The organism is Niallia nealsonii, from assembly GCF_002835805.1.
In the GTDB taxonomy this organism is placed as follows: domain Bacteria; phylum Bacillota; class Bacilli; order Bacillales; family Cytobacillaceae; genus Niallia; species Niallia nealsonii.
Window position 1 is genome coordinate 17053 of record NZ_PISE01000021.1, and the last position, 23938, is coordinate 40990.

Here is a 23938-nt window from a genome sequence, read left to right on the forward strand (position 1 = left end):
AGGAGGGTGTGGAGCAAACTTTAGCTTTTATGAAAGTGATCCCAACATCTCTATTTATGTGGAGATGTTTTTTGTTTTTTGGCAACTATTTTAAAAAGGATGGAATAGATAATGAAGAAGCTTTATTCAATATTATTTGCATTAATGCTTGCAGTAGGTGTCCTTGCAGGGTGTGGAGAAACAAAAACAGAAGAAAAAGAAAATGCAACTCAAACAGAAGTTGCATTTCCTGTAACAATTAAAGATGCGGTTGATAAAGAAGTCGTAATTGATGACAAGCCAGAGAAAATTGTTTCCTTAATTCCTAGCAATACAGAAATTGCTTTTGCTTTAGGTTTAGGTGATGAAATGGTCGGTGTTTCAGACTATGACAACTATCCAAAAGAAACAGCAGATATTGAAAAAATCGGTGGAACAGAATTTAATGTAGAGAAAATTATTTCATTAAAACCAGATTTAGTGTTGGCACATGCGTCTAGCGCCCATAATTCAACAGAAGGTTTGCAGCAGCTTCGTGATGCAGGAATAGATGTGTTGGTTGTAAATGATGCCACAAATTTTGCTGGTGTATATGAAAGCATTGATATGATTGGTAAAGCCACTGGAGAAACGAAGGAAGCAAACGAGTTAGTAGATGATATGAAAGAAAAAATGACAGATATTAAAGATAAAGCAGCAAAAATAGCTGAAAAAGACCAAAAGTCGGTTTATATTGAGGTTAGTGGCGAACCTAGCATTTATACAACAGGAAAAAATACATTCATGCAAGAAATGCTAGATACGATTAATGCCAAAAATGTTGTAACAGAAGAGGGCTGGATTCAAGTTGATCAAGAAGCAATTATTAAAGCAAATCCAGATGTGATTATCACTACATATGGCAGCTATGCAACAGAAAATCCTGTTGAAAAAGTGCTTGACCGCAAAGGATGGGAAGATGTTACAGCTGTGAAAGAAAAAGCAGTAGCAGATGTAGATTCTGATACGGTAACTCGATCTGGCCCTCGTTTAGTAGAAGGAGTAGAGGAACTTGCAAAAGCAGTATATCCGAATGAATTTAAATAAAACTGGAGCGGCGTATTTATTTGCCGCTTTTTTTCTCCTTTTTTCCATTATTACAGGAATTGCTGTCGGCACTGTTTCTGTTCCCCCACTAGATGTCATCAAAATTCTGGCAAGCAGTATTCTTCCTGAGTCAGTAGTAAAAAATGTTGACCCAATGCATATTAATATTGTTCAAAATATTAGACTTCCAAGAGTTTTATTAGCCGGACTTGTTGGTGCCAGTCTTTCTATAGCAGGTGCTGCATTTCAAGGCCTCTTAAGAAATCCCTTGGCAGATCCTTATACATTGGGAGTATCTTCTGGTGCATCTGTAGGAGCAGTAATTACCTTGTTTTTTCAAATAAGCATTCCTTTTGTTGGGGGCTACACGCTTCCTCTATTAAGTGTAGTTTTCTCTCTTCTTACAATTTTTTTCGTACTTCTTTTTGCGAAAAAAATGGATCCAATGATGCGGGTAGAAACCATTATCTTAACAGGAATTATATTTAGTTCTTTTTTAAGTGCATTTATTTCGTTGATGATTGCTTTAACAGGTGAGGAACTTCGCCAGATTATTAGCTGGCTCCTTGGAAGTGTGTCAATGAGAGGGTGGGCATACATTAAAATTATTCTGCCGTTTTTTATAGTAGGTTCCATTATCCTTTTAGCACAAGGAAAAGAATTGAACGCACTAGCATTTGGAGAGGAAAGAGCAAAGCACTTAGGTGTAAATGTCCATAAAAGGAAGCTGTTAATATTAATTGCAGGCGCCATATTAACTGGTGCAGCGGTGGCTGTTTCAGGGACTATTGGGTTTGTTGGCTTAGTTATTCCTCACTTAGTGAGGATAGCAACAGGACCAAATCATTCACATTTGTTGGGGTTATCTATGCTAATTGGCAGCGGGTTTCTTATATTGGCGGATTTGTTTGCAAGAATGATTATTTCCCCAACAGAACTTCCAATTGGGGTGATAACAGCCTTAATAGGAGCGCCGGTTTTTGCAGTTTTGCTATTAAATCGCCGCAAAGGAAGGAATAAACAGAATGCTTAAAGTAGATAATATTTTTTTTCAATATGGTGGGCGAACCATCCTTTCAGATGTTTCCTTTTCAGTGAAAAAGGGAGAGCTTTTTGGAATAATGGGTCCAAATGGCAGTGGAAAAACAACCTTGCTAAAGTTAATTAGCGGAATTTATCCATGTAAAAGCGGAGAAATTTATTTAAAAGGTAAACAAATTCAAAACTATAAGCAAAAAGAATTGGCTAAAATTGTGGCCGTTCTCTCTCAACATGCGGAAGAATCCTTTTCTTATCAGGTGAAAGAAGTGGTAGCCCTTGGAAGATATGCTCATCAGAAAAATTGGCTCCAATCCCAAAGCAAAGAAGACCAAGAGATTGTGCAAGGGGCTATGGAAATAACAGGTGTCAGCCATTTGCAGGATGCTACTATCCATGAGCTTTCTGGCGGTGAAAAGCAAAGAGTATATTTAGCACAGGCTTTGGCTCAACAACCAGAAATTTTATTATTGGACGAACCGACCAACCACCTTGATTTATCCCATCAAAAAGAGCTTTTGGATAATTTGAAAGAATGGAGCAAAAAAAACAACCTGACAGTCATCAGCATTTTTCACGATTTGAATTTAGCAGGACTTTATTGTGATAGGCTGTTAATGCTTCATGAGGGGATGGCGGAAGCTATTTCTAGTCCCCAGCAAGTCCTCCAAGAAAAGATGGTAAAAAAAGTTTACCAAACAGATGTAAAGCAAATCCCGCATCCAAAACTTGCTGCTCCTCAAATTGCTCTTTTACCAAAAATAGAACATAGTGGCAAGCAGCTAATTATTGATGAAAGTTACTTAACAGCAAGCAAAAACCATTTGGCAATGACAGTGCCGAAACCATTAAAAACCCTCTCTTCTGGGGTTACGGGAGCAGGTGTTGGCTGGTACACGAATTTTGTTAATCGTCATGTTGATAAAAGTTATAGGTGTGATGATTACCAACAAGAAATGAGGAGTTATTTGCGAGCTAATCATTTTATTCCAGAACAAACAGTCGGGATGATGACAGCAGTTTATATAGAAGATGCGGCATATAAAAGTGTTGTTTGCAAAGATTTATCTGTTTTTATTGTAGTGACTGCTGGCGTAGGAAATGCTGTTGATGCAGCTAGAGCAATGGATCATTCCTCAGAGCTTTTGCCGGGAACAATTAATATATGGATATTTGTAAATGGAGAATTGTCAGAAGAGGCCTATATACAAAGTGTGATGACTGCAACAGAAGCAAAAGCAAGTGTGCTTCGCTGCCAGAAAATAATGGATCCAATAACCGGCACAATAGCGACAGGCACTTCAACAGATAGCATTTTAATTGCTGCAACACAAGAAGGAGCACGAGCAGAATTTGCCGGAACGATTGCACCTTTAGGAAAGTTAATCGCAGCAGGTGTAACGGAATGTCTAACAGAAAGTTTAAAGAAACGAAATGACAGGATGAAAAAATAATGTTCTATCATCTTATTAGCATAACACTTGCGGTAATTATCGATAAAATAGTTGGAGATCCACCGAATTGGCCTCATCCTGTAAAATGGATGGGCAGCATGATAGCAGCACTAGAGAATCTTGGCAACAAGGGGAAAAAGCGAAAATTGAAGGGATTATACATGCTTCTTTCTGTTATTTTTGTCACATATTTAGTATCAGCTTGTATCATTTCGATTAGCTATTCTCTGCATTTTCTTGTAGGCATCTTAGTGGAAAGCTGTTTAATGGCAACAACGATTGCACAAAAAAGCTTAAAAACAGCCGCTCTTGATGTATATGAACCATTAATGAAAAAAGATTTGGCGACTGCCAGATTAAAGCTCTCTTATATTGTAGGCAGAGATACAGACAAGCTAACAGAGGATGAAATAGTACGGGCAACCGTTGAAACGGTTGCTGAAAATACAAGTGATGGCATTACCGCCCCATTGTTTTGGGCTTTAATTGGCGGAGCACCTCTCAGTTTAGTTTATCGTGCGATTAATACAAGTGATTCTATGGTAGGCTATCAAAATAGTAAATTTGCACAGTTTGGCTATTTTTCGGCAAAAGTTGATGATGTTGTCAATTTATTGCCAAGCCGTATAACCGCCATCCTGCTTCTTCTTTTTAGCAAACCCGTTTGTTATTCTAAAAGAGAAGCATGGGGATTATTATTTTCTGATGCGAAAAAGCATCCCTCACCAAACAGTGGGTGGGGAGAATCTGCAACTGCCATTATTTTAGGTATCCAATTGGGTGGGGTTAATTATTATAAAGGGAAAATTTCCAACCGTGCCAAAATGGGATTGCCTAAAGTAAAGAGAAATAAGGCACATATTATTGCAAGCAATACATTAATGGAAAAAGCAATACTACTCTTTTTGCTGTTTTTATGGATAGGAGGTTCAATAATTGAATTTGCCATCTCATGGGGCTAATCCCCATTATTTATATGAAAAAATTGGGTTAGCGATGCCAAAAAATATAATCGACTTTAGCGCTAATATCAATCCATTAGGACCACCAGGCATATTAAAAGAACATTGGAATAGCTTTTATGAACAGATGCAAGTTTACCCAGATCCAGAAGGAAGAATCTTAAAGAGACAAATTGCCGAAAATGAAAAAATCAGCGAACAGGAAGTACTACTAGGAAATGGGGCAGCTGAACTGCTTGCTTTAGTCGGAAGAATGCTTGCGGGTAAAAAGGTACTTTTAATCCAGCCAACATTTTCAGAGTACGAAAAAATATGCAGAGCGAACGGGTGTGAAATTCATTATTATATAATGAACGATCTAAATTGGCAGCTGGATCTCGAAAAAATAACAGAGATAATCAAACATGTGGATGCCGTTTTTTTATGCAATCCGAATAATCCAACAGGGATTTATTATAAAAAAGAGGCGCTTCTTGTTTTGCTGAAAGCATGTGTGAAACATAATTGCTATTTTATTTTAGATGAAGCATTTTATGATTTTGTGCCTTTCTATGAAAATATGATTCCAGAACAAAAGAATTATCCTTTCTTAATCATTGTTCGATCCATGACCAAGATGTTCAGCATCCCAGGCATTCGCTTAGGCTATATGGTAGCAAATGCTTCTGTTATCAAAAAAATGGCAGAACTTCAGCCTCATTGGAGCTTAAACAGCATTGCACTAAAAACAGGAGAATTATTGCTTGAAGAGAAAGCATTTGTAGCCGAAACTATTCAGTATGTAGAAAAGGAAAAACAAGTATTAGTTCCTTTTTATGCCAAAATGGGATTTACTATAACAAATTCACAGTCGAACTTTTACTTATTAAAAGATCCTCTATATGATAAGCAGCATGATTTTCTTCATTTTCTATTAAAAGAGGGAATCGTTGCAAGACATACTTATAATTATCCTGGCTTAGATGGAAGATGGCTGCGTTTTGCCATAAAAAATAGGCAGGAAAATGAAAGATTGCAGGGAGTTATGACAAAATGGATGAAAACTCAACGCTGATTTTTATAACAGGTGGTGTCAGAAGCGGCAAAACCTCCTTTGCAGAGCAATTAGCTGCACAGTTTGCGGAAAAGGAAGATTTGCAGCTGCATTATTTAGCTACAGGAGTTGTGACAGATACTGAAATGCGAAAGAGAGTAGAACGTCATCAAGAAATAAGAGCTAATTATCAGCGACAGTGGAAAACAGTGGAGCAGGAGACAAACTTACATACATTACAGCAGAGATTTTGTAAAAAGGATGTTGTTTTATTTGATTGCTTAACAACATTAGTCAGCAATGAGCTTTTTTTGAAGGAACAAGCTGATTGGTCGAAATCTTTTCTCGAGAGTCTTAAGCAGGAGATAGCAGCTGCAGTTATAGTGTTAAGTAAAAAATGTAAATATTTAATTATAGTCAGCAATGAGGTTTCCTATGAACCAATGCAAACTCCCTTGCTTATCGCTTACAGCTGGCTTCTTGGAAATTTGCATCAAACCTTTGTAGAAATAGCAACGGAGGCCTATTTAGTGGAAAATGGTTTGGCAATAAAGAAAGGATGGCATATATGAAGGGGATTATGGTGACAGGGACTTCCTCTGATGTAGGAAAAAGTTTTATAGCAACAGCGATTTGTCGCATATTGTCCAATAGCGGCATAAGAGTTGCTCCATTTAAATCACAAAATATGTCCAATAACTCCTATGTGACAATAGATGGAAAGGAAATTGGCAGAGCACAAGGGATACAGGCAGAGGCAGCAAGAACAAAAGCATCTGTATGGATGAATCCGATTTTATTAAAGCCTCGTTCTAATATGGAAGCAGAAGTTGTGCTTTTAGGAAGAGTTTTAAAAGTTTTATCAGGAAAAAACTACCGTGACCAATTTTATGAACAAGGTTTGGCTGTTATTCAAGAATCCTTGGATTATTTGAAAGACAAGTATGATGCGATTGTAATGGAAGGGGCGGGAAGTCCTGTTGAGATTAATTTAAAATCGCGTGAGCTTGTAAATATGAAGGTTGCTGAAATGGCTGACGTTCCGGTTATTTTAGTCGCTGACATCGATCGTGGAGGAGTTTTTGCAAGCATTGTCGGTACATTGGCTCTTTTAAGCTCGGAAGAACGCAGTCGTATAAAAGGAATTATTATTAATAAATTTCGCGGGGATATCGATTTATTTACAGATGGAATCGATTGGCTAGAAGAACATACAAAGATTCCTGTGTTAGGTGTTTTGCCGTATATAGAAGATCATATGATTGATGGGGAAGATTCTTTATCTTTTCATGAAAAAAGAATAACGGCAAATAAAAATGTGCTAGATATTGCGGTGGTTAAACTCCCTTTTATTTCGAATTATAGTGATATGGAGCCATTTTATTATGAAGAAGATGTCAGTATACGTTTTGTAGAAACGGGAACAGAATTGGGAAATCCAGATGCCGTTATTATTCCAGGCACAAAAAGTACCCTTTCTGATTTAGCTCAATTGCAAAAAGTTGGATTGGCAGAGGCACTAAAGCAATATAATCAACAGTCTGGAACGATTATCGGAATATGCGGCGGTTTCCAGATGCTTTGTACGACGCTTGAAGATCCCTTTGGCGCGGATACTGGAAAAAAAGGGCTGCAGATGATGGGACTAAATGTCATTCCTGCATCCACCACTTTTCAGCAAAACAAACAGACAATCTTGTCAAAAGGTGAGTTTTTTCCGGCAACAGGCTTAAAAGGGGAAAAAATAACAGGATATGAAATACATATAGGCCAAACAACAATAAATAAAAAAGAAGGAATTATGCCATTTCTCTTATTGGACAATGGCAAGGAGGATGGCTGTTACGTAGATAATGGGCGGGTTATAGGAACATATATGCATCATCTTTTCCATAATGATGAATTCAGAAGCATATGGCTGAATCGTTTGCGAGTACAAAAGGGTTATTCTATTAAAGAAACAAATTTTATCAGCAAAATGAAAGATAAGCGTTTTGACTTAATAGCGGAAATAATGAAAAGCCACGTAGATTGGGATATGTTGGAGAAAATCATTTTCCAAGGTGCGGACAAATGAAAAAATTATGGATAGGAATATTAATAAATATTCAATTTTTCACTGCCATCCCAATTCGTTCATCCCTGCCGATGGAAAAAGAGTTTATAACTAGCAGTGTGCGCACTTTTCCTATTTTAGGGATTATTCAAGGATTGATATACAGCAGTTTTGTTTATATATTGCTGAATTTTTCGCCTTTTTCCTTATTGGCCGTATCGTTTCTTTTATGGCTAGGGATAATCTGTTTGACTGGAGGGCTGCATCTAGACGGATGGATGGATGCAAGTGATGCTTTTTTTTCTTATCAAGATCAGGAAAAACGACTGGAAATAATGAAAGATCCTCGGATAGGCGCGTTTGGGGTTTTATCCGTTCTTTTATTATTAAGTGCAAAATTTTTATTTATTTATGAGATCCTGCAGAATTGGCAGACGAAAGACTATGCTCTCCTATTACTTTTGCCATTCTTTTCGAAAATGGTAATGGGATTATTGCTGATTTATGTACCAGAAGCTAAGGACAGCGGGCTTGGTTCTTTTTTTAAGCGTGCAGCTTATCCTTATATCACGGTTATTTATTTAGGGTATATCAGCTTTTGTTTTTTAGGTCTTTTTTTCTTTTATCAGGATGTACTTGCAGCTGTCCTGATATTACTCACAGCTAGTGCTTTCAGCTATTTATTTCTATCCAAAAAAATGGTCAAGTGGTTTGGCGGGTTAACAGGCGATTTGTTAGGAGCATCTGTAGAAGGGACGGAACTGGTATTATGGGCAAGTCTATGGTTGTTGCATTATTTCGTCATGGCTTAACAAAAGAAAATGAACAGAGGGCTTATATCGGTTGGCTGGATAGTCCTTTAAGCGAAAAAGGCCGATATCAATTAATGAACAAAAAAGTGAATAAACAATATGATCAAATTTTCTCCAGTGATCTTTTGCGTGCCAAACAGACCGTAACGAGTATTTTTCCGAATAGAAAAGCAATCACTACTTCCATGTTTCGAGAAATGCATTTTGGCGAATGGGAAGGAAAAACATATGAACAGCTAAAGAATGACCAAGTCTATTGTGAATGGATTTCTAATCCTTTTGCCATACAACCTCCAAATGGCGAAAGTTTCACAGACTTTGCAAAAAGAGTGGAAAAGGGATGGGATCTATTAATAGAAGCAAGTGAAAGTGCAGAAAAAGCAGCTGTTGTTGCGCATGGTGGAGTAATTCGTTATTTGCTGCAATGTTATGGACCGGACGTCAACAAAGGTTTTTTTGAGAATTCTGTAGAAACGGAAAGTGGATTTGAGCTTATTTGGAATGATATGGACCAGTTTAGGAGGCGAAAACGATGCACTTCATTACAGGAGGCAGCTTTAATGGAAAAAGGAAATGGGCACTAAATTTCTACCAGCTTACCATACAAAGTGAAGCACTCCAGTTGCTTAGTTTTTATGAAAAGACTACTGCTATGGAGAATATAGCTCCCTTAGAGAAGCCTGTATTTATGTTAGAAGGATTAGAATACTTTATTCAGCAACAGTTAATAACTATGGGGATAGAGAAAACAATTTGCTATTTTCGCCAGTTATTTAAAGAATTAATCAGCTGGGAGAAACAAAAAGAAAAGAATCAGGTAATAGTGATTGGCAGCGATATTACAAAAGGGATTGTGCCTATTGATAAAAAGGATAGAGAGTGGCGAGATGCAGTTGGCTGGATTTATCAAGAGGCAGCACAACGTTCTACAAGAGTAGATGTTATTTGGTATGGAGTAAATGATCTGCTAAAAAAATGGGAAGAAGGGGTATAAATGCGCATATATACAAAAACAGGGGATAAAGGACAAACGAGTATCATTGGAGGCAGAGTAGATAAGGATGACATTCGTGTGGAAAGCTATGGGACAGTGGATGAAGTGAATTGTTTTGTTGGACAGGCAATCGCTCAATTGGAAAAAGAATTGTTTGCGGATATTATTGATGATTTGGAAAAAATTCAGCATGAACTTTTTGATTGTGGCGGCGACTTGGCAAATATTTTGCCAAATCATCCAGTCAAACTTACGACAGAGTGCATTTCCTATTTAGAAACAAGAATTGATCAATTTACTGAAGAAGCTCCACCTTTAGAGCGCTTTATTCTCCCAGGTGGCCATCTTGCAGCAGCGAGCATTCATATCGCAAGGACTGTGACAAGAAGAGCAGAGCGGCTAGTTGTAACTCTGAAAAAAGCGGATGAAAATGTATCAGATTTATCTTTGCAATATTTAAATCGTTTATCTGATTACTTTTTTGCATTAGCACGTGTTGTTAATTTCCGCAGCCAAGTAGGGGACATAGAATATATAAGAAGTGCCAAAGTATTTCGTGGAGGAAAAAGAAAAGGAGATAAAATAAATGATCAGCAGAAAAATTAGTGTTTATGCACTATTTATTGCTTTATCAGCTGTAGGTGCGGCCTTAAAAATCCCATCCTCTGTTGGCAGCATTGGGCTAGACAGTTTTCCTAGTTTGATAGCAGGCGTACTTTTAGGAGGCATTAGCGGCGGGATCATAGCAGGTATTGGCCATATTTTATCTGCTTCTCTCGGAGGTTTCCCTCTGGGGCCTTTTCATGTAGTCATCGGATTAGAAATGTTTTTATTGGTTGTTGTTTATTCATGGCTCCATAAAAAATACTCGATCTATATCGCAAGCATTATGTTTATTATCGCAAACAGTGTTCTTTTGCCGCTTCCATTTCTGTATGTAATCAGCGAGAAGTTTTATTTTGCTGCTATTCCATCTTTATTTATAGCGGCGGTGCTTAATGGGGGAGTTGCCGCAGTATTGTTGCCTAGATTGCAGTCGATAAAAATGTGGGGGAAAAGCAGGGAATGAGAGATGTACAAATTTTGCTCTTTAATAAAAAGGAAGAAATTGTTATAGCAGCAGATAATAGTGGGGGAATAGGCTTAAAAGAACAGGATGTAGTAAAAGTTGATTATGAGACAGTTGCCTATTTTTCTTTTCGTGTCGCATGTATGGAATGTATGGCGGCTGGAGGGATTCCTTTTTCTGTTATTTTGCAAAATTTTTGTGGAGAAATTGCCTGGAATAAGCTTGTAGTAGGAATAAAAAAAAGTATAAAAGAGGCAGGATTAGAGGAGTTGGCTATTACTGGGAGCACAGAGAGTAATTTTGCACTAAATCAATCTGCCGTTGGATTAACAGTGCTTGGAAAGAAAGGTAGCAAGCATAAGAGCTTGGATATGAAAAAGAGCAAGGTTGCAGTAATCGGCAGCCCTCTTGTTGGAAATGAAGTAATGGAGGAAAAAGAAAAAATTGCTCCATTATCTTTATTTTATCCATTAGTAAGGGCAAGGAAATATAATTTGCTTCCTGTTGGATCAAAGGGGATTCTAGCAGAGCTTTCTGTGCTGTTAGGAAAAATGGAAGAGAGAGAAATTCATTGTGCATTGGATATAAATAAATCTGCTGGTCCTTCTACCTGTTTTCTAATAGAGTACGAGGAGGAAGAAGAACAAACACTGCGGAACTTAGCCGGTCCTTATTTCCATTCCATTTCTTTTATAGAAAAATAGTGAAAAGGCAGGATCACTCTAAAGAACAAGTAAGTTTGTTCTTTTTTTTATGGCAAAATATTATGCATAAAATAAGCTTCCAGTTTAAAGGATATAACATAGATTAATAACAAACATGAAGAGACTATTACATTTTGATGAAAAGATAAAGGAATATAGGGATTCTGCTTTTGAATAGACATCATCTAGTGGTAGAATAAAATAGGTATGATTGATAAATTGGAGGAACATAAAATGAAAAAAAAGCTTGGTTTATTATATGGTGGTAAATCTGCTGAACATAAAGTTAGCATGCAAACAGCAATGGCGGTTATTAAAGCATTAGATACAAATAAATTCGATATTTATCCTATTTACATATCAGAAAAAGGAGAATGGATAAAAGGGCCGCAATTGACAGGTCCAGTTGAAAATGTCGATCAGCTGGCATTTGCAAACATGGAGGAAATTCAATCAACGGCGCTTTCTTCCAGCCTTTTTGAAGCATCCGAAAATAATAATTTTGATGTTATTTTTCCCCTTTTACATGGACCGAATGGAGAAGATGGGACAGTTCAAGGATTATTAGAGCTTTTGAATTTGCCATATGTCGGCAACGGAGTGTTAGCTTCTTCAGCTGGAATGGATAAAGTAATTATGAAAAATATCTTTGAGGTAGCAGGATTAAAGCAAGTTAAATATACTTCTTTTATCCGAAAAGATTGGCAAAACAATAAAGAAAAAGCCTATCAAAAAGTAGAACAAGAGCTTGGATTTCCATGCTTTGTGAAGCCTGCCAACTTAGGGTCAAGTGTAGGAATCAGCAAATGTACGAATCAGGAAGAACTAGAATCGGCATTTGTAGAGGCATTTCAGTTTGATAGAAAAGTTATTGTTGAAGAGGGCGTTATAGCAAGAGAAATAGAAGTGGCTGTACTTGGGAATGATGACCCTCAAGTTTCTGTTGCTGGTGAAATTGTTGCGAAAAAAGATTTCTATGACTATAAAGCAAAATATGAGGATGGGAATACAGCATTAATTATTCCTGCTGAAGTTTCAGAAGGGGAGTATAACCTAATAAAAAAAGAAGCGATTAAGGCATTTAAAGCATTAGATTGCTCAGGACTAGTTCGTGCAGATTTCTTTTTGACTAAAGAGGGTAATGTATTTATAAACGAAGTAAACACGATGCCTGGCTTTACTCCATTTAGTATGTTCCCACTTTTATGGCAGGAAAGTGGCTTAGAGTATTCTGCTTTAATTGAAAGATTAGTTGATCTTGCTCTTGAAAGACATGCAGAGAAGCAAACGATTAAATATACGATGTAAATATAAGATGTAAGACCGGTTATTTTTAGCTGATTGGACGGATAAAAACGTTTGACCATCAAAAAGGTTGCTTTGTTTATTTTTTCGTTTTTTAAACGGGAGAACAAAAGGAGGGCTTTGATGAGCAAGCGTTTTTCCATCGTCTAATGAGAATTTTTATCTCGTGCTTTTCTAGGCTATGCTTGCCTATTATATGGTGTTTATATTTTTTAGGCAGCGCTTATTGCCTGTCAACGGAGCGGAGTTATACATATGGATGGAGGGGTCTTGATGATAAAACGAACCTTAGAAGAAGTAGCAAAAATGGCTGGTGCAGAAGATATAGCTGAATTTGCAAAGGCGATAGAAATAAAAGGTGTTACGATTGATTCACGAAAGATAGAAAAAGGAAATTTATTTGTGCCTTTTAAAGGGGAAAAAACAGATGGGCATCAATATGTTGAAGATGCCATTAAAAGGGGAGCAGCAGCATCCTTCTGGCAAAAGGATGTGCCTAATCCCCCTAAACATCTTCCGCTTATTTATGTAGAGGATACATTAAAAGGCATCCAGACATTAGCGAAAAGTTATCGGGATGAACTGTCAATCAAAGTAGTGGGAATTACAGGAAGCAATGGAAAAACATCTACAAAGGATATAACAACAAATCTTCTTTCATTAAAATATAAAGTGCAAAAAACAGAAGGAAACTATAATAATCATCTTGGGCTTCCTTTGACTGTTCTCAATCTAGAAGAAGATACAGATATTGCTGTATTAGAAATGGGAATGAGCGGACGCGGGGAAATTGATTTTTTAACTAGACTAGCAGAACCGGATGTTGTGGTAATTACAAATATTGGAGAATCTCATCTTCTTGATTTAGGATCTAGAGAAGGAATTGCAGAAGCAAAGCTAGAAATCATCAATGGATTACAAAATGGTGGAAGAATTATTTATTTTGGCGACGAGCCCCTTCTTTCTGAAAGGATAACAAAAATAAAAAAGGATACTGAGGTTAAAACGTTTGGCAAAAGTTTAAGCAATGATTTGTATCCTGTCAGCATAGTACAGAAGGAAAATGGAAGTTCATTTACAATTAATGGCCTAACGAAACAGTTTGAGCTGCCAGTGTTAGGTGATCATAATATCTTAAATGCGTTGGCAGCTATGTTAGTTGCAGAATATTTCCAGATACCTTTTGAAGAGATGGATCAAGGCTTTAAAAACTTAACATTAACGAATATGAGAATGGAGCTTTTGGAAGGGGAAAATGGTGTCCACATTATCAATGACGCATATAATGCCAGCCCTACTTCTATGTTAGCGGCGATAAATGTGCTGGAAAATCTCCCTGGCTTTAAGAAAAAAATAATCGTATTTGGTGATATGTTAGAACTTGGGCCAGAAGAAGAACGATACCATCATGAAGTTGGAACAAGTTTATCAGAGGAAATCGATTATGTATTCACATATGGGAAACTCGGATTATTTATTGCAGAAGGAGCAAAAAAAATCTTGCCTGAAAACCGTGTTTTTCCATTTACTGATAAAGAGGAACTTATCGCAGCTTTAAACAAAAAAATAGACCAAGAAACAGTTGTTTTAGTAAAAGCATCAAGAGGAATGAGATTAGAAGAAGTAGTTCGTGCATTACAGTAGCAGTTAGAAAGTTTTCTATAAATGATGAGGTTTGCATACTTTTAATTATAATATTTACGTGTGTGAACCTCTAAGATAATCTGATCAAAAGTAGTAATTTGTAGAAATTTATGAATAAAAGCAAAAAAAACATAATTTTCGGATGATTAAATCAATTTTTGTTGAATAATATCATATTTTCATTTTGATTTATTGCATATTAAAAGTGCATATATTAAAAAGATAATATTTTTCTTATTTAAAAGGACTTATATGAAATAGTTGGTTTAAAATGTCATATTATTGCAAACCTTATTTTTAAGTGATAAGATTATTTTTACATGCAATTGCAATAAAATAGCTGATGGAATGTTTTCTTTTGGGAGGGCAGAGCAATCAATAAAAGTGGTATATCAACATGAATTCCAAGTAAGTCCCTTAGAAAAGAAAATAGCCGAATAGAGAGAAATTTTGAAGGGCGACAAAGTCTATTTCCAATCATTTTTTCCTTTTTTATTAGGCAAATTTTTTTGTTCTGTTAATTAAGAGGGGCCTCTTCCTAATTAGGACAAAAAAATGAAAGTATATAAATGATTGCATAATTTCAACGAAAATTTCTTTGTATTTGGCTAACTGAAAATATTAGCTGTAAACTTAAATAAAAAATTGGAAGTCATTTGAAATATTTCCTCTCTGTTAAAACTCAATTTTACAGTATCTTATTTAGTTAACAAATAAGCATATATAACCTCATGTTTCTCCAAATGAAGTAATGATGGATTTATAAATCCCACAAAACTTTTCACATTAAACTTGTTTTGTTCTGCGTTAATATAATTGTTTGGGGAATAGCGGTAAAGTGGATAAAAACTAACGCCATAACAATATGTTTCTTTGATAAGAAATGAGGTACATATATAAAGTTAGTGCATGGAAATCACTGTCATTTGTGAATATTTTTAATGACTAGAAGGAGATTGGATATATTGGTTAAGTTTCAAGATTTAGGTATTAGTGCTGCTACAATGAAATCATTAAAAAGAATGGGCTTTGAAGAAGCTACGCCTATTCAGGCAGAAACCATTCCCTTAAGTCTTCAACATAAGGATTTAATTGGGCAAGCACAAACTGGTACTGGAAAAACAGCAGCTTTTGGAGTGCCTTTAGTTGACAAAGTGGATGTAGCAAATGAAGTAATCCAAGGGATTATTATTGCTCCAACAAGAGAACTGGCTATTCAAGTTTCAGAAGAACTTTATAAAATTGGTTTCGGAAAAAGAACAAGAGTCCTTTCTATTTTTGGTGGTCAAGATATTAACCGCCAAATCCGCGCATTGAAAAACAATCCACATATTATTGTTGGAACACCAGGGCGTATTTTAGATCATATTAATAGAAAAACATTAAAATTGGATCATGTAAACACAGTCATTTTAGATGAAGCAGATGAAATGCTGAATATGGGCTTTATTGATGATATTGAGTCTATTCTTTCTAAAATTCCCGAGGAAAGACAAACCTTATTATTTTCAGCTACAATGCCGACGCCTATTAGAAAAATGGCAGAGCGTTTTATGAAAGAGCCGCAAATAGTAAAAGTAAAAGCAAAAGAAATGACTGTTCCGCTAATTGAACAATATTATATTGAAACACAGGAAAAAACAAAATTTGATATTTTGACAAGACTTTTAGATATACAATCCCCAGAATTAGCGATTATCTTTGGCCGTACTAAACGCCGTGTCGATGAGTTGTCAGAAGCGCTTAATTTAAGAGGTTATACGGCAGAGGGAATACATGGGGACCTAAGCCAAGCGAAACGTATGTCTGTGCTTAGAAAGTTTAAAGAAGGATCTATTGATGTGCTGGTTGCTACAGATGTTGCTGCTCGTGGATTAGACATTTCAGGGGTAACGCATGTTTATAACTTTGATATTCCACAAGATCCAGAAAGTTATGTTCACCGCATCGGAAGAACAGGAAGAGCTGGCAAGGAAGGAGTAGCGATTACATTTATTACGTATCGTGAAAGATCATACCTTCAAGTTGTGGAGAAAACAACAAAAAGAAAAATGGAAAAAATGATTCCTCCAACAGTAGATCAAGCGATAGAAGGGCAACAAAAAGCAGTAATGGAAAAAATTATGCAGACAATTGATGCAAATAATTTGGATTCTTATAAAGAAGCGGCTGATGATTTATTAGCCCAAAAAGATGCAAACACAATTGTTGCGGCAGTTTTAAAAATGCTGACAAAAGAGCCTGATACAACACCAGTGCGACTTACAGAAGAAAAGCCATTGCCAATGAAACAGGATCGCAAACCATACGACAAAAATAATAATGGCTATAGAGATAGAAATAGACAAAATCATAATCCTCGTCAACGTCAAGGATACAGCAATAAACGAACAGGCCAACAAAATGGCAGCAGCTATTCTAAATCAAATTCAAATTCCAACACCTATCGTTAAAAAAAATCCTTGTAAGCATGAATATGCTTACAAGGATTTTTTTTATCCCTGTTTAACTGGTTTTTGATTCCCGCCAATGTCTTTTAGAAAAGTTCGGTATCATTCCTATTATCCTGCTTCAAGAATCAATCAGGGAGAGACGTAGAAAAAACATATTGATTGCATTTTTACTTTATTTGCTGGTGAAACAGATGGTTACATAAATTTTGCATATACTAATCAAAAATTAATGAGAAAAGAGGGACAATTTTGTGACTGTATTTAGATTAGGATATGTAGCAATGAGTGTTCATCTGCAAAATGCTTCACCATCACAAACAATGACATACCGGCAATTCTCTTCCATAAAAGATGAAGAAGCAGCGATTAAGAAATTAGAAAGAATAGCTATAAGTAATTTGCAAAATTGCCTACGTCTTTTAAAGCATAATGCGATTAATGATATTTACTTTTTTCGATTAAGTTCTAAACTTATTCCTCTGGTCAATCATCCTGATTTGCCCAATTGGGATTATATCCTTCCTTTAAAACCACTGCTTTTTCAGCTTGGCGAGTTTGTAAGCAAACATAATATGCGCATTGATTTTCATCCAGACCATTTTGTTGTTTTAAATAACGAGGATAAGGACATTTTAAAAACCTCTTTAAAAACACTGCAAATGCATGAACGGCTGTTACGGGGGATGAAAGTAAATACAGAACATCGCTGCGTACTTCATGTAGGTGGGGTTTATAATGATAAGGAGCAAGCACTTGAACAGTTTATCTCCAATTGGGGTCTGATTCCTCTTAAATGGCAAAAGATGATTATGCTCGAAAATGACGATACTAATTTTACTTTAAATGAAGTTCTTTACCTCTGTGAAAAGTTAAGTATTCCTTGTGTATTTGATTTGCATCATCATATTGTTCATAATGAAAAGGATTCTTGGGAGGAATATTGGGAAAGGATTGTCCAAACCTGGAGCCATTCCTCTTTGCCAATTAAAATGCATATTTCTAGTCCTCGTACAAATGAAAAAGATCGGGCCCACGCTGATTATATTAATAGTGAACAATTTTTAGAATTTCTTACAAGGGTCGATGGAACAGTTCCCCAAATAGATTGCATGATAGAAGCAAAAAAGAAAGACGATGCTTTATTTGAGTTAGTGAAAGACTTGAAAAAGAAGGAGAATATCGTGTTTATTGATGAAGCATCTTTTCGCTTTATAAAATGAGGAAGTAACCAAGAGCATGCAAAAGAGGATTTAGTTTGAAACTATTTCCTTTTTTTTTCGTAAACAATACTATTGGGGAAATAAACAGCAAGGAAAACAAAGAGCAGACATTTAATATAAGGAGTTAGAGGGGGAAATTTATGTTAGCAGAACCGTATAATCGATTATCGCCAAAATCAGTAGAAATATGGAGAATAATGGGGGTTATTTCAGGTCTTTTTCTATTCGTCGTATTTGCTGGAGTAATTACATTGACCGTTATATTTCATTGGCATTTATTATTTTCAATCATAAGCTTTTTAATCATCACTATCTATTTTGTGCTTTTTGTTGGCATACTTCCAAAGATGAAATGGAAAAGGTGGAGGTATGAAATTAGAGAGGATGAGATTGAAATACAACAAGGTGTGCTAGTGATAAAAAGAACGCTTGTGCCAATGATTCGTGTGCAGCATGTTGATACAAAGCAGGGGCCGTTGCTTAGGAAATACCATTTGGCAACTGTTTCTATTTCAACTGCGGCAACTGTACACGAAATCCCTGCACTCGGTTTAGAAGAAGCAGAAGAAATCAGAACATATATCTCTGTCAAAACAAAGGTGGCAAAAGAAGATGTTTGAGCAAAAGAAACTTCATCCTATCACCATTTTATATAATATTTTTCGACAGCTAAAGGAAATTATTTTTCCAGTCATTGCTATTTTTGTATTTGGAGGAACTTCATCTAAATGGGATTTCTTTTACCATGTAGGTTTAATTGTTTTTAGTATATTTGTGCTTGTTGGAGGAGTGCTTTCTTGGTTCTTTTTTCGCTATTATTTGCATCAAGGAGAACTTAGAATTGAAAATGGTGTATTTGTTAAGAAAAAACGGTTTATTCCTTTTGAAAGAATACAAAGCATCGATTTTACAGAAGGTATTTTACATAGACCATTCGGGCTTGTGAAAGTAAAAATAGAAACAGCTGGGGGAGCAGGTGAAGCAGAAGCTGTGCTCACAGCTATCCATATGAAAGATGCTATTAAATTAAGGGATTATATTAATAAACATAAAAATCAAAAGAATGATTTAGAGGATGAAATCTTAGAGGAGAATAAACAAGAATTATACAAAATAACCACAAAAGAACTGCTCATATTAGCAACTACTTCTGGTGGGATTGGTGTTGTGTTCTCCGCGCTTATTGCCGTTATTTCGCAATTTGATGACTTAATTCCATATAAAAAAATATTTCGTGAATTTCAGCATGTTGTCTCAAGCGGCATGGTTGTTCTTACATCTATTGTCTTTATTTTATTTATTCTATTATGGATAGTCTCTTTCCTGATTACTGTGTTAAAATATGCAAATTTTACAATAGCTAAAATAGAGAATGATTTAGTGGTATCGAGAGGATTATTAGAGAAAAAGCAAATTACGATTCCGTTGAGCCGTATCCAAGCTGTTAGAATAAGGGAGAATATTTTAAGACAGCCCTTTGGTTTAGCGGCCGTTTATTTAGAAAGCGCTGGAGGCTCTTTAAACGACAACGAAGCTTCGAGTATGGTGATAATGCCTGTTAGCAAAAAAGTGAAAATAAAAAAACTTTTGTTGGAAATATTGCCTGATTATGAGTTAGTGGATGATTTACATGCTCCTCCAAAAAAGGCAAGGTTTCGATATATGCTTCGCGATAGTTGGATTGCAGTTCCTATTGCAGGGTTGTCATTCTATTATTTTCATCTATGGGGCATAATTTCTATTGTCTTGTTTGTGCTTTTGCCTAGCTGGGGCTACCTTAAATATCGTGCTGCTGGATGGGGTGTAACAAATAAACAGTTAACGATTTCGTTTCGCCATTTAGAAAAAACGACACTTATTATGAAAAAAAATCGAATTCAAGCATTAGATTATAAAGAAGGGTTTTGGCAGAGAGGGGCAGGTCTTGCTTCATTAAGCTGTTTAGTTGCTTCCGGAATTGGAGGATCTGGTGGTACTGTTTATGACTTAAGAAAAGAGGAAATAGACAAAGTATATAATTGGTACTCCTATTCTGTAAAAAAGTAAAAAATGATCCATACTATTTCGGATAAGGAGCAAAAATTTAAAAGAGTTGCTAATTATATAGAAATATATAGGCTCTATAGAATGCATGATTCCTATATATTTAATAAAATATCTTTTTTTATCAAGTATTAACAAGCTTTTGGCCCCCACCTAAGGGATGATAAGAGAAAACGAGAAAACTAGGCGGGGAGAAACTTGCTGAGTAAAAGCCTGGCTGGTTCCGATAATCGGATTATTTCACTTTATCGAAATAATCCGATTATTGCCAGTAGTAGAAGAATGCCCCAAATGATAATAGTTTTGATAGGCGGCCTTTTTCTTCTAGAAAGGCTGTTTTTGATATGAGAAAACTCTTCTTTATATGTGTTTAAGATTTTTTTTTCTTTCTTTTGTGAAATGCTTCCAATCACTAATCCACATAAAAAACCGAAAAGGTGGGCAGATACATTAATATTTGGCTGTAAAAAGGTCATAATTAAGCTTAAAATGGCAATCGTAGCAATAACTTGGGAATTATTTTTAGAAATAATATCTTTTCTAAAAACAATCAGCGCAATATAATATCCAAATAGCCCAAAAATGGCACCGCTTGATCCAAGATGAGTATAAGTCAATGGTTCTACTAAAAGTGTAGCAATATTGGCAAGTACGCCTGTAGCAAGGTATAGAAACATAAAGCGAATTCTTCCTAAAATTATCTCTAGAGCAGGTCCAAATAGAAAAATGCTAAAACTGTTAAATAAAAAATGAGAAAAGCTTCCGTGGATGAAAATAGGCGTTATTAGTCTCCACCATTCTCCTTGAATAATATATAAATTAACGCCAATTGTTTGCTCTAAGATATAATCATTTGGAAAAATGGAGATAGTAGTGACTATATATAATAGAAGATGGATAATCAGAATAGCTGAAACGATAGGATATTTTGCAATAAATTCTTTAAAACTCTCTCTTCTTGTAAACATGATAAAAACCTCCTCTGTCGCCTCTTCCTACATAATAACCAATGTAAGGGGAAAGTAGTACTAAATTTATGCTTAAAATCATGAAATTAGAAGGATGTGTCATATGATTAGTGGAATAGGAATCGATATTATTGAACTAGATAGAATAAAAGAGCTTATAAAAAGAAAACAAGAATTTGCTGAGCGAATACTAACAGAAAAAGAGCTGATAAACTATAAAAAATTGAAGGGAAATAGACAAATAGAATATCTTGCTGGCAGATTTGCAGCAAAGGAAGCTTTTTCCAAAGCAATGGGAACCGGAATAGGAAAAAATTTAAGTTTTCAGGATATAGAGGTGGATAAAGATGCACAGGGAAAACCTTATATTGTCAAACCTGTTGCTAGTGGAGTGCATATATCGATTACCCACAGCAGGAAGTATGCGTGTGCACAAGTTATCATTGAAAAAGAATAAAGCAATCGCGAGCTTGTTCAATTGTTAGTAGCATATTTCCTATGGTTGTCTCATATATTCATAGAGCAATAGGAGAAATAAGCGGGGAAATCAGAAGTGGATAAGAATGGACTAAATATTTAGTTTTTCTTATAAAACTGATTCTGTTTTTTTCTTCTTGAACGTGAAATGAGAATAGGGGAGTTGAAAAAATGAACAAGAAGTTATGGTTGCTATTTGTAGGGCTAACAGTCATGCTTTTGTTAACTGCCTGTGGGACAAAGTCAAAGGATGAAGTCTTAAAAGATTTAAGCGAAAAGGTTTCGACAAAAGGATATAAAGCTGATGCAGAAATGACCTTGCAAATGGGGACCGACCCACAAACATACGAAGTACAAATTTGGCATAAAGATCCTTCTTATTATCGAGTAAATCTTAAAAATGCCAAAAAAGATCAGAGTCAAATGATTTTGAAAAATGATGAGGGTGTATATGTATTAACACCTGCATTAAACAAAAGCTTTAAATTTCAAAGCGAATGGCCAGAAAACAGCAGTCAGGCATATTTGTATGAATCCTTGGTCAAAGATATAGAAGAGGATAAAGGAGCAAAGTTCCAAGCGACAGATAAATATTATGTTTTTGAAACGAAAACACGCTATCAAAATAATAAAATGCTGCCAACACAAGAAATTACATTAAATAAAAAAGATCTTTCACCAGTTAGTGTGAAAGTAAAAGATACAGAGGGTACAGCGGTAGTTAAAGTGAAGTTTTCCAATGTGAAATTTGACGTAGATTTTGATAAGGCCGATTTCGATTTGAAAAAGAGCATGACAGCTGCAAAACTTGTAGTACCAGTTATGGGAGAAGTAGAAGATCAAACATTCTCTGTTAAATATCCAGAAGAGCAAATAGAAGGGGTAAGTTTAGTAGAGGAGAAAAAAGTGACAACAGAAAATGGAAGTCGTGTAGTCTTAACTTATGAAGGAGACGGGAAGTCCTATACCATTATTCAAGAAAAGGCAGAAATAGCTCCGGCAACAGCAGGACCAATAACAATGACAGGAGAGCCTATTGATCTTGGATTCACGATTGGTTCAGTAAGCGATAATAAAGTGACATGGACATTTGGGGGAGTGGACTATATTATTGCTTCAACAGAGTTGACAAAAGATGAAATGGTTAGCATCGCCCGTTCTGTACAAGGGGAAGCAATTAAATAAAAAGCAATGACAGGATAGTTGAATAGGAAAGATGGAGACAGTTTCTTTAGGGAAGCTGTTTTTTGTATATAAAAAGGCAATTGGTATGTTGACAAGGGGTATGGAGAGTAGAATAATTTAATAAAAAGTTTATCCTTAAAGGAAGTGTCATAAGTTAATGGAATTAGAAGGAACGTTTTTTCGAGATACATGGGCAGAAATTGATTTGGATGCCATTTTTTATAATGTAGCAGAAATGAAAAAAAGATTAGAGGCCGAAAGTAAATTATTTGCTGTTGTAAAAGCGAATGGATATGGTCATGGTGCTTTTCAAATGGCCCAAACAGCTTTAGAGGCAGGTGCAGATTACTTAGCCGTGGCCTTTTTGGATGAAGCGATTCAATTGAGACAAAAAGGGATAGATGCCCCGATATTGGTGCTTGGAGCAGTGCGTTTTACCGATTTGAAAATGGCAGTAAAACATAATATAACAGTTACTATGTTCGATTTAGATTGGCTGAAAAAAACAGCCTCCTTTTTAAATGGGGAACATGCAATAAAAGTTCATATCAAGTTAGATACAGGTATGGGGAGAATTGGCTTGAGGGAGAAAAAAGAACTTATAGAGGTTGAAAACATATTGTCTGAAAATCAGAATATAGTAGTAGAAGGAGTATTTACACACTTCGCTACAGCAGACGAATTAAATACTATTTATATGGAAAAACAGCTCCATCGTTTTCGGGAATTGCTTTCTTGTTTCTCTGAAAAACCAGCGATTATTCATTGCAGCAATAGTGCTAGTAGCCTGCTTCATCCAGATTTGCAATATAATGCTATTAGAATGGGGATCTCTATGTATGGGCTAACTCCATCCCTAGAAATAGAACAAAGTCTACCGTTTCCTTTGAAGGAGGCCTTTTCCCTTCATACACGAATTGTCCAAGTGAAAAAACTGAAAAAAGGGGAAAAAGTAAGTTATGGTGCTACGTATGAGGCGATGGAAGATGAATGGATAGGAACGCTGCCAATTGGGTATGCTGATGGGTGGCTAAGAAAATTAAGTGGTCAAGAAGTACTTGTAAATGGCGAAAGAGTGCCTATTATCGGCAGAATTTGTATGGATCAATGTATGATCAAGCTACAGTCATATATAGAACCTGGGACAAAAGTTACATTGATTGGGGAGCAAGATTTTGGTGAGATTTCTGTGAATGAGATTGCAGCTAAATTAAAAACCATTAATTATGAAGTAACCTGTTCTATATCTAATAGAGTCCCCCGCTTATATAGAAAAGAAGGGAATTATGTAGAAGTGGTTAATCCATTAGTGTGATAGAGTTTATTGGGTAAAAGAACAGTAAAATCTGTAAGTGAGAACAAAGTTATGCAGCTATTATTTTTTGTTATTGAACTTTGTTGATTAATGGAATGAAAAAAAATAGGATGATTTAACATGGTCAATAAATAAAGTGCA

Annotated in this window: 23 protein-coding genes; 22 read left to right on the forward strand and 1 reads right to left on the reverse strand. The window is 35.8% G+C overall.

Features of this window, described 5'->3' with window-relative positions; genetic code table 11:
* The first annotated feature begins 111 nt into the window (after positions 1-111).
* From CWS01_RS10615 to CWS01_RS10705, 19 genes are all read left to right on the forward strand, one after another.
* A complete protein-coding gene (locus CWS01_RS10615) occupies positions 112-1065 on the forward strand; it encodes an ABC transporter substrate-binding protein (protein ID WP_101177176.1) in 954 nt (317 codons plus the stop codon).
* Complete coding sequence (locus CWS01_RS10620) at positions 1031-2098, forward strand: FecCD family ABC transporter permease (protein ID WP_407938558.1); 1068 nt, start codon at positions 1031-1033, stop codon at positions 2096-2098. The genes CWS01_RS10615 and CWS01_RS10620 overlap by 35 nt, the downstream gene beginning before the upstream one ends.
* On the forward strand, positions 2091-3557 hold the full coding sequence (locus tag CWS01_RS10625) for a heme ABC transporter ATP-binding protein (RefSeq protein WP_101177177.1): 1467 nt from the start codon (positions 2091-2093) through the stop codon (positions 3555-3557). Before CWS01_RS10620 ends, CWS01_RS10625 begins: the two co-directional genes overlap by 8 nt.
* Complete coding sequence (gene cbiB / locus CWS01_RS10630; protein ID WP_328588907.1) at positions 3557-4519, forward strand: adenosylcobinamide-phosphate synthase CbiB; 963 nt, start codon at positions 3557-3559, stop codon at positions 4517-4519. The genes CWS01_RS10625 and cbiB overlap by 1 nt, the downstream gene beginning before the upstream one ends.
* Positions 4494-5573 (forward strand): threonine-phosphate decarboxylase CobD, encoded by a 1080-nt coding sequence (gene cobD, locus CWS01_RS10635; protein ID WP_101177179.1) that lies wholly within the window; start codon positions 4494-4496, stop codon positions 5571-5573. Before cbiB ends, cobD begins: the two co-directional genes overlap by 26 nt.
* A complete protein-coding gene (locus tag CWS01_RS10640) occupies positions 5552-6124 on the forward strand; it encodes a bifunctional adenosylcobinamide kinase/adenosylcobinamide-phosphate guanylyltransferase (RefSeq protein ID WP_101177180.1) in 573 nt (190 codons plus the stop codon). Before cobD ends, CWS01_RS10640 begins: the two co-directional genes overlap by 22 nt.
* The gene (locus CWS01_RS10645; RefSeq protein WP_101177181.1) at positions 6121-7629 is read left to right on the forward strand and encodes a cobyric acid synthase; all 1509 of its coding nucleotides are present in this window, start codon (positions 6121-6123) and stop codon (positions 7627-7629) included. Before CWS01_RS10640 ends, CWS01_RS10645 begins: the two co-directional genes overlap by 4 nt.
* Positions 7626-8420, forward strand: coding sequence for an adenosylcobinamide-GDP ribazoletransferase (gene cobS, locus CWS01_RS10650; protein WP_101177182.1), 795 nt, complete (start codon positions 7626-7628; stop codon positions 8418-8420). The genes CWS01_RS10645 and cobS overlap by 4 nt, the downstream gene beginning before the upstream one ends.
* On the forward strand, positions 8378-9004 hold the full coding sequence (locus CWS01_RS10655) for a histidine phosphatase family protein (protein WP_101177209.1): 627 nt from the start codon (positions 8378-8380) through the stop codon (positions 9002-9004). Before cobS ends, CWS01_RS10655 begins: the two co-directional genes overlap by 43 nt.
* Positions 8953-9414 (forward strand): bifunctional adenosylcobinamide kinase/adenosylcobinamide-phosphate guanylyltransferase, encoded by a 462-nt coding sequence (locus tag CWS01_RS10660; protein ID WP_101177183.1) that lies wholly within the window; start codon positions 8953-8955, stop codon positions 9412-9414. Before CWS01_RS10655 ends, CWS01_RS10660 begins: the two co-directional genes overlap by 52 nt.
* Positions 9415-10020, forward strand: coding sequence for a cob(I)yrinic acid a,c-diamide adenosyltransferase (locus CWS01_RS10665; protein WP_101177184.1), 606 nt, complete (start codon positions 9415-9417; stop codon positions 10018-10020).
* Positions 10001-10483, forward strand: coding sequence for an ECF transporter S component (locus tag CWS01_RS10670; protein WP_101177185.1), 483 nt, complete (start codon positions 10001-10003; stop codon positions 10481-10483). Before CWS01_RS10665 ends, CWS01_RS10670 begins: the two co-directional genes overlap by 20 nt.
* On the forward strand, positions 10480-11187 hold the full coding sequence (locus tag CWS01_RS10675) for an ATP-binding protein (RefSeq protein WP_101177186.1): 708 nt from the start codon (positions 10480-10482) through the stop codon (positions 11185-11187). The genes CWS01_RS10670 and CWS01_RS10675 overlap by 4 nt, the downstream gene beginning before the upstream one ends.
* Positions 11188-11421: 234 nt before the next feature.
* Positions 11422-12495, forward strand: coding sequence for a D-alanine--D-alanine ligase (locus tag CWS01_RS10680; protein ID WP_101177187.1), 1074 nt, complete (start codon positions 11422-11424; stop codon positions 12493-12495).
* 270 nt (positions 12496-12765) lie between these two features.
* Positions 12766-14136, forward strand: a complete 1371-nt coding sequence (locus tag CWS01_RS10685; protein ID WP_101177188.1) for a UDP-N-acetylmuramoyl-tripeptide--D-alanyl-D-alanine ligase — start codon at positions 12766-12768, stop codon at positions 14134-14136.
* A 965-nt stretch (positions 14137-15101) separates the two neighbouring features.
* On the forward strand, positions 15102-16589 hold the full coding sequence (locus tag CWS01_RS10690; protein ID WP_101177189.1) for a DEAD/DEAH box helicase: 1488 nt from the start codon (positions 15102-15104) through the stop codon (positions 16587-16589).
* A gap of 251 nt (positions 16590-16840) precedes the next feature.
* Positions 16841-17809: a UV DNA damage repair endonuclease UvsE gene (uvsE, locus tag CWS01_RS10695; RefSeq protein WP_101177190.1), complete on the forward strand. Its 969-nt coding sequence runs from the start codon at positions 16841-16843 to the stop codon at positions 17807-17809.
* A gap of 140 nt (positions 17810-17949) precedes the next feature.
* Positions 17950-18429, forward strand: a complete 480-nt coding sequence (locus tag CWS01_RS10700) for a PH domain-containing protein (protein WP_101177191.1) — start codon at positions 17950-17952, stop codon at positions 18427-18429.
* Positions 18422-19855, forward strand: coding sequence for a PH domain-containing protein (locus CWS01_RS10705; protein ID WP_101177192.1), 1434 nt, complete (start codon positions 18422-18424; stop codon positions 19853-19855). The genes CWS01_RS10700 and CWS01_RS10705 overlap by 8 nt, the downstream gene beginning before the upstream one ends.
* A gap of 242 nt (positions 19856-20097) precedes the next feature.
* On the opposite strand, the gene CWS01_RS10710 is transcribed toward CWS01_RS10705, so the two are convergent.
* Positions 20098-20820, reverse strand: a complete 723-nt coding sequence (locus CWS01_RS10710; RefSeq protein WP_101177193.1) for a rhomboid family intramembrane serine protease — start codon at positions 20818-20820, stop codon at positions 20098-20100.
* 103 nt (positions 20821-20923) lie between these two features.
* On the opposite strand from CWS01_RS10710, the gene acpS reads away from it, so the two are divergent.
* From acpS to alr, 3 genes are all read left to right on the forward strand, one after another.
* Positions 20924-21277 carry a holo-ACP synthase gene (gene acpS / locus CWS01_RS10715; RefSeq protein ID WP_101177194.1) on the forward strand — a complete coding sequence of 118 codons (354 nt, stop codon included), beginning with the start codon at positions 20924-20926 and terminating at the stop codon, positions 21275-21277.
* 191 nt (positions 21278-21468) lie between these two features.
* A complete protein-coding gene (locus CWS01_RS10720) occupies positions 21469-22482 on the forward strand; it encodes a LolA family protein (RefSeq protein WP_101177195.1) in 1014 nt (337 codons plus the stop codon).
* A 157-nt stretch (positions 22483-22639) separates the two neighbouring features.
* Entirely contained in the window at positions 22640-23797 is a 1158-nt protein-coding gene (gene alr / locus CWS01_RS10725) for an alanine racemase (RefSeq protein ID WP_101177196.1), read from the forward strand.
* Positions 23798-23938 lie beyond the last annotated feature (141 nt).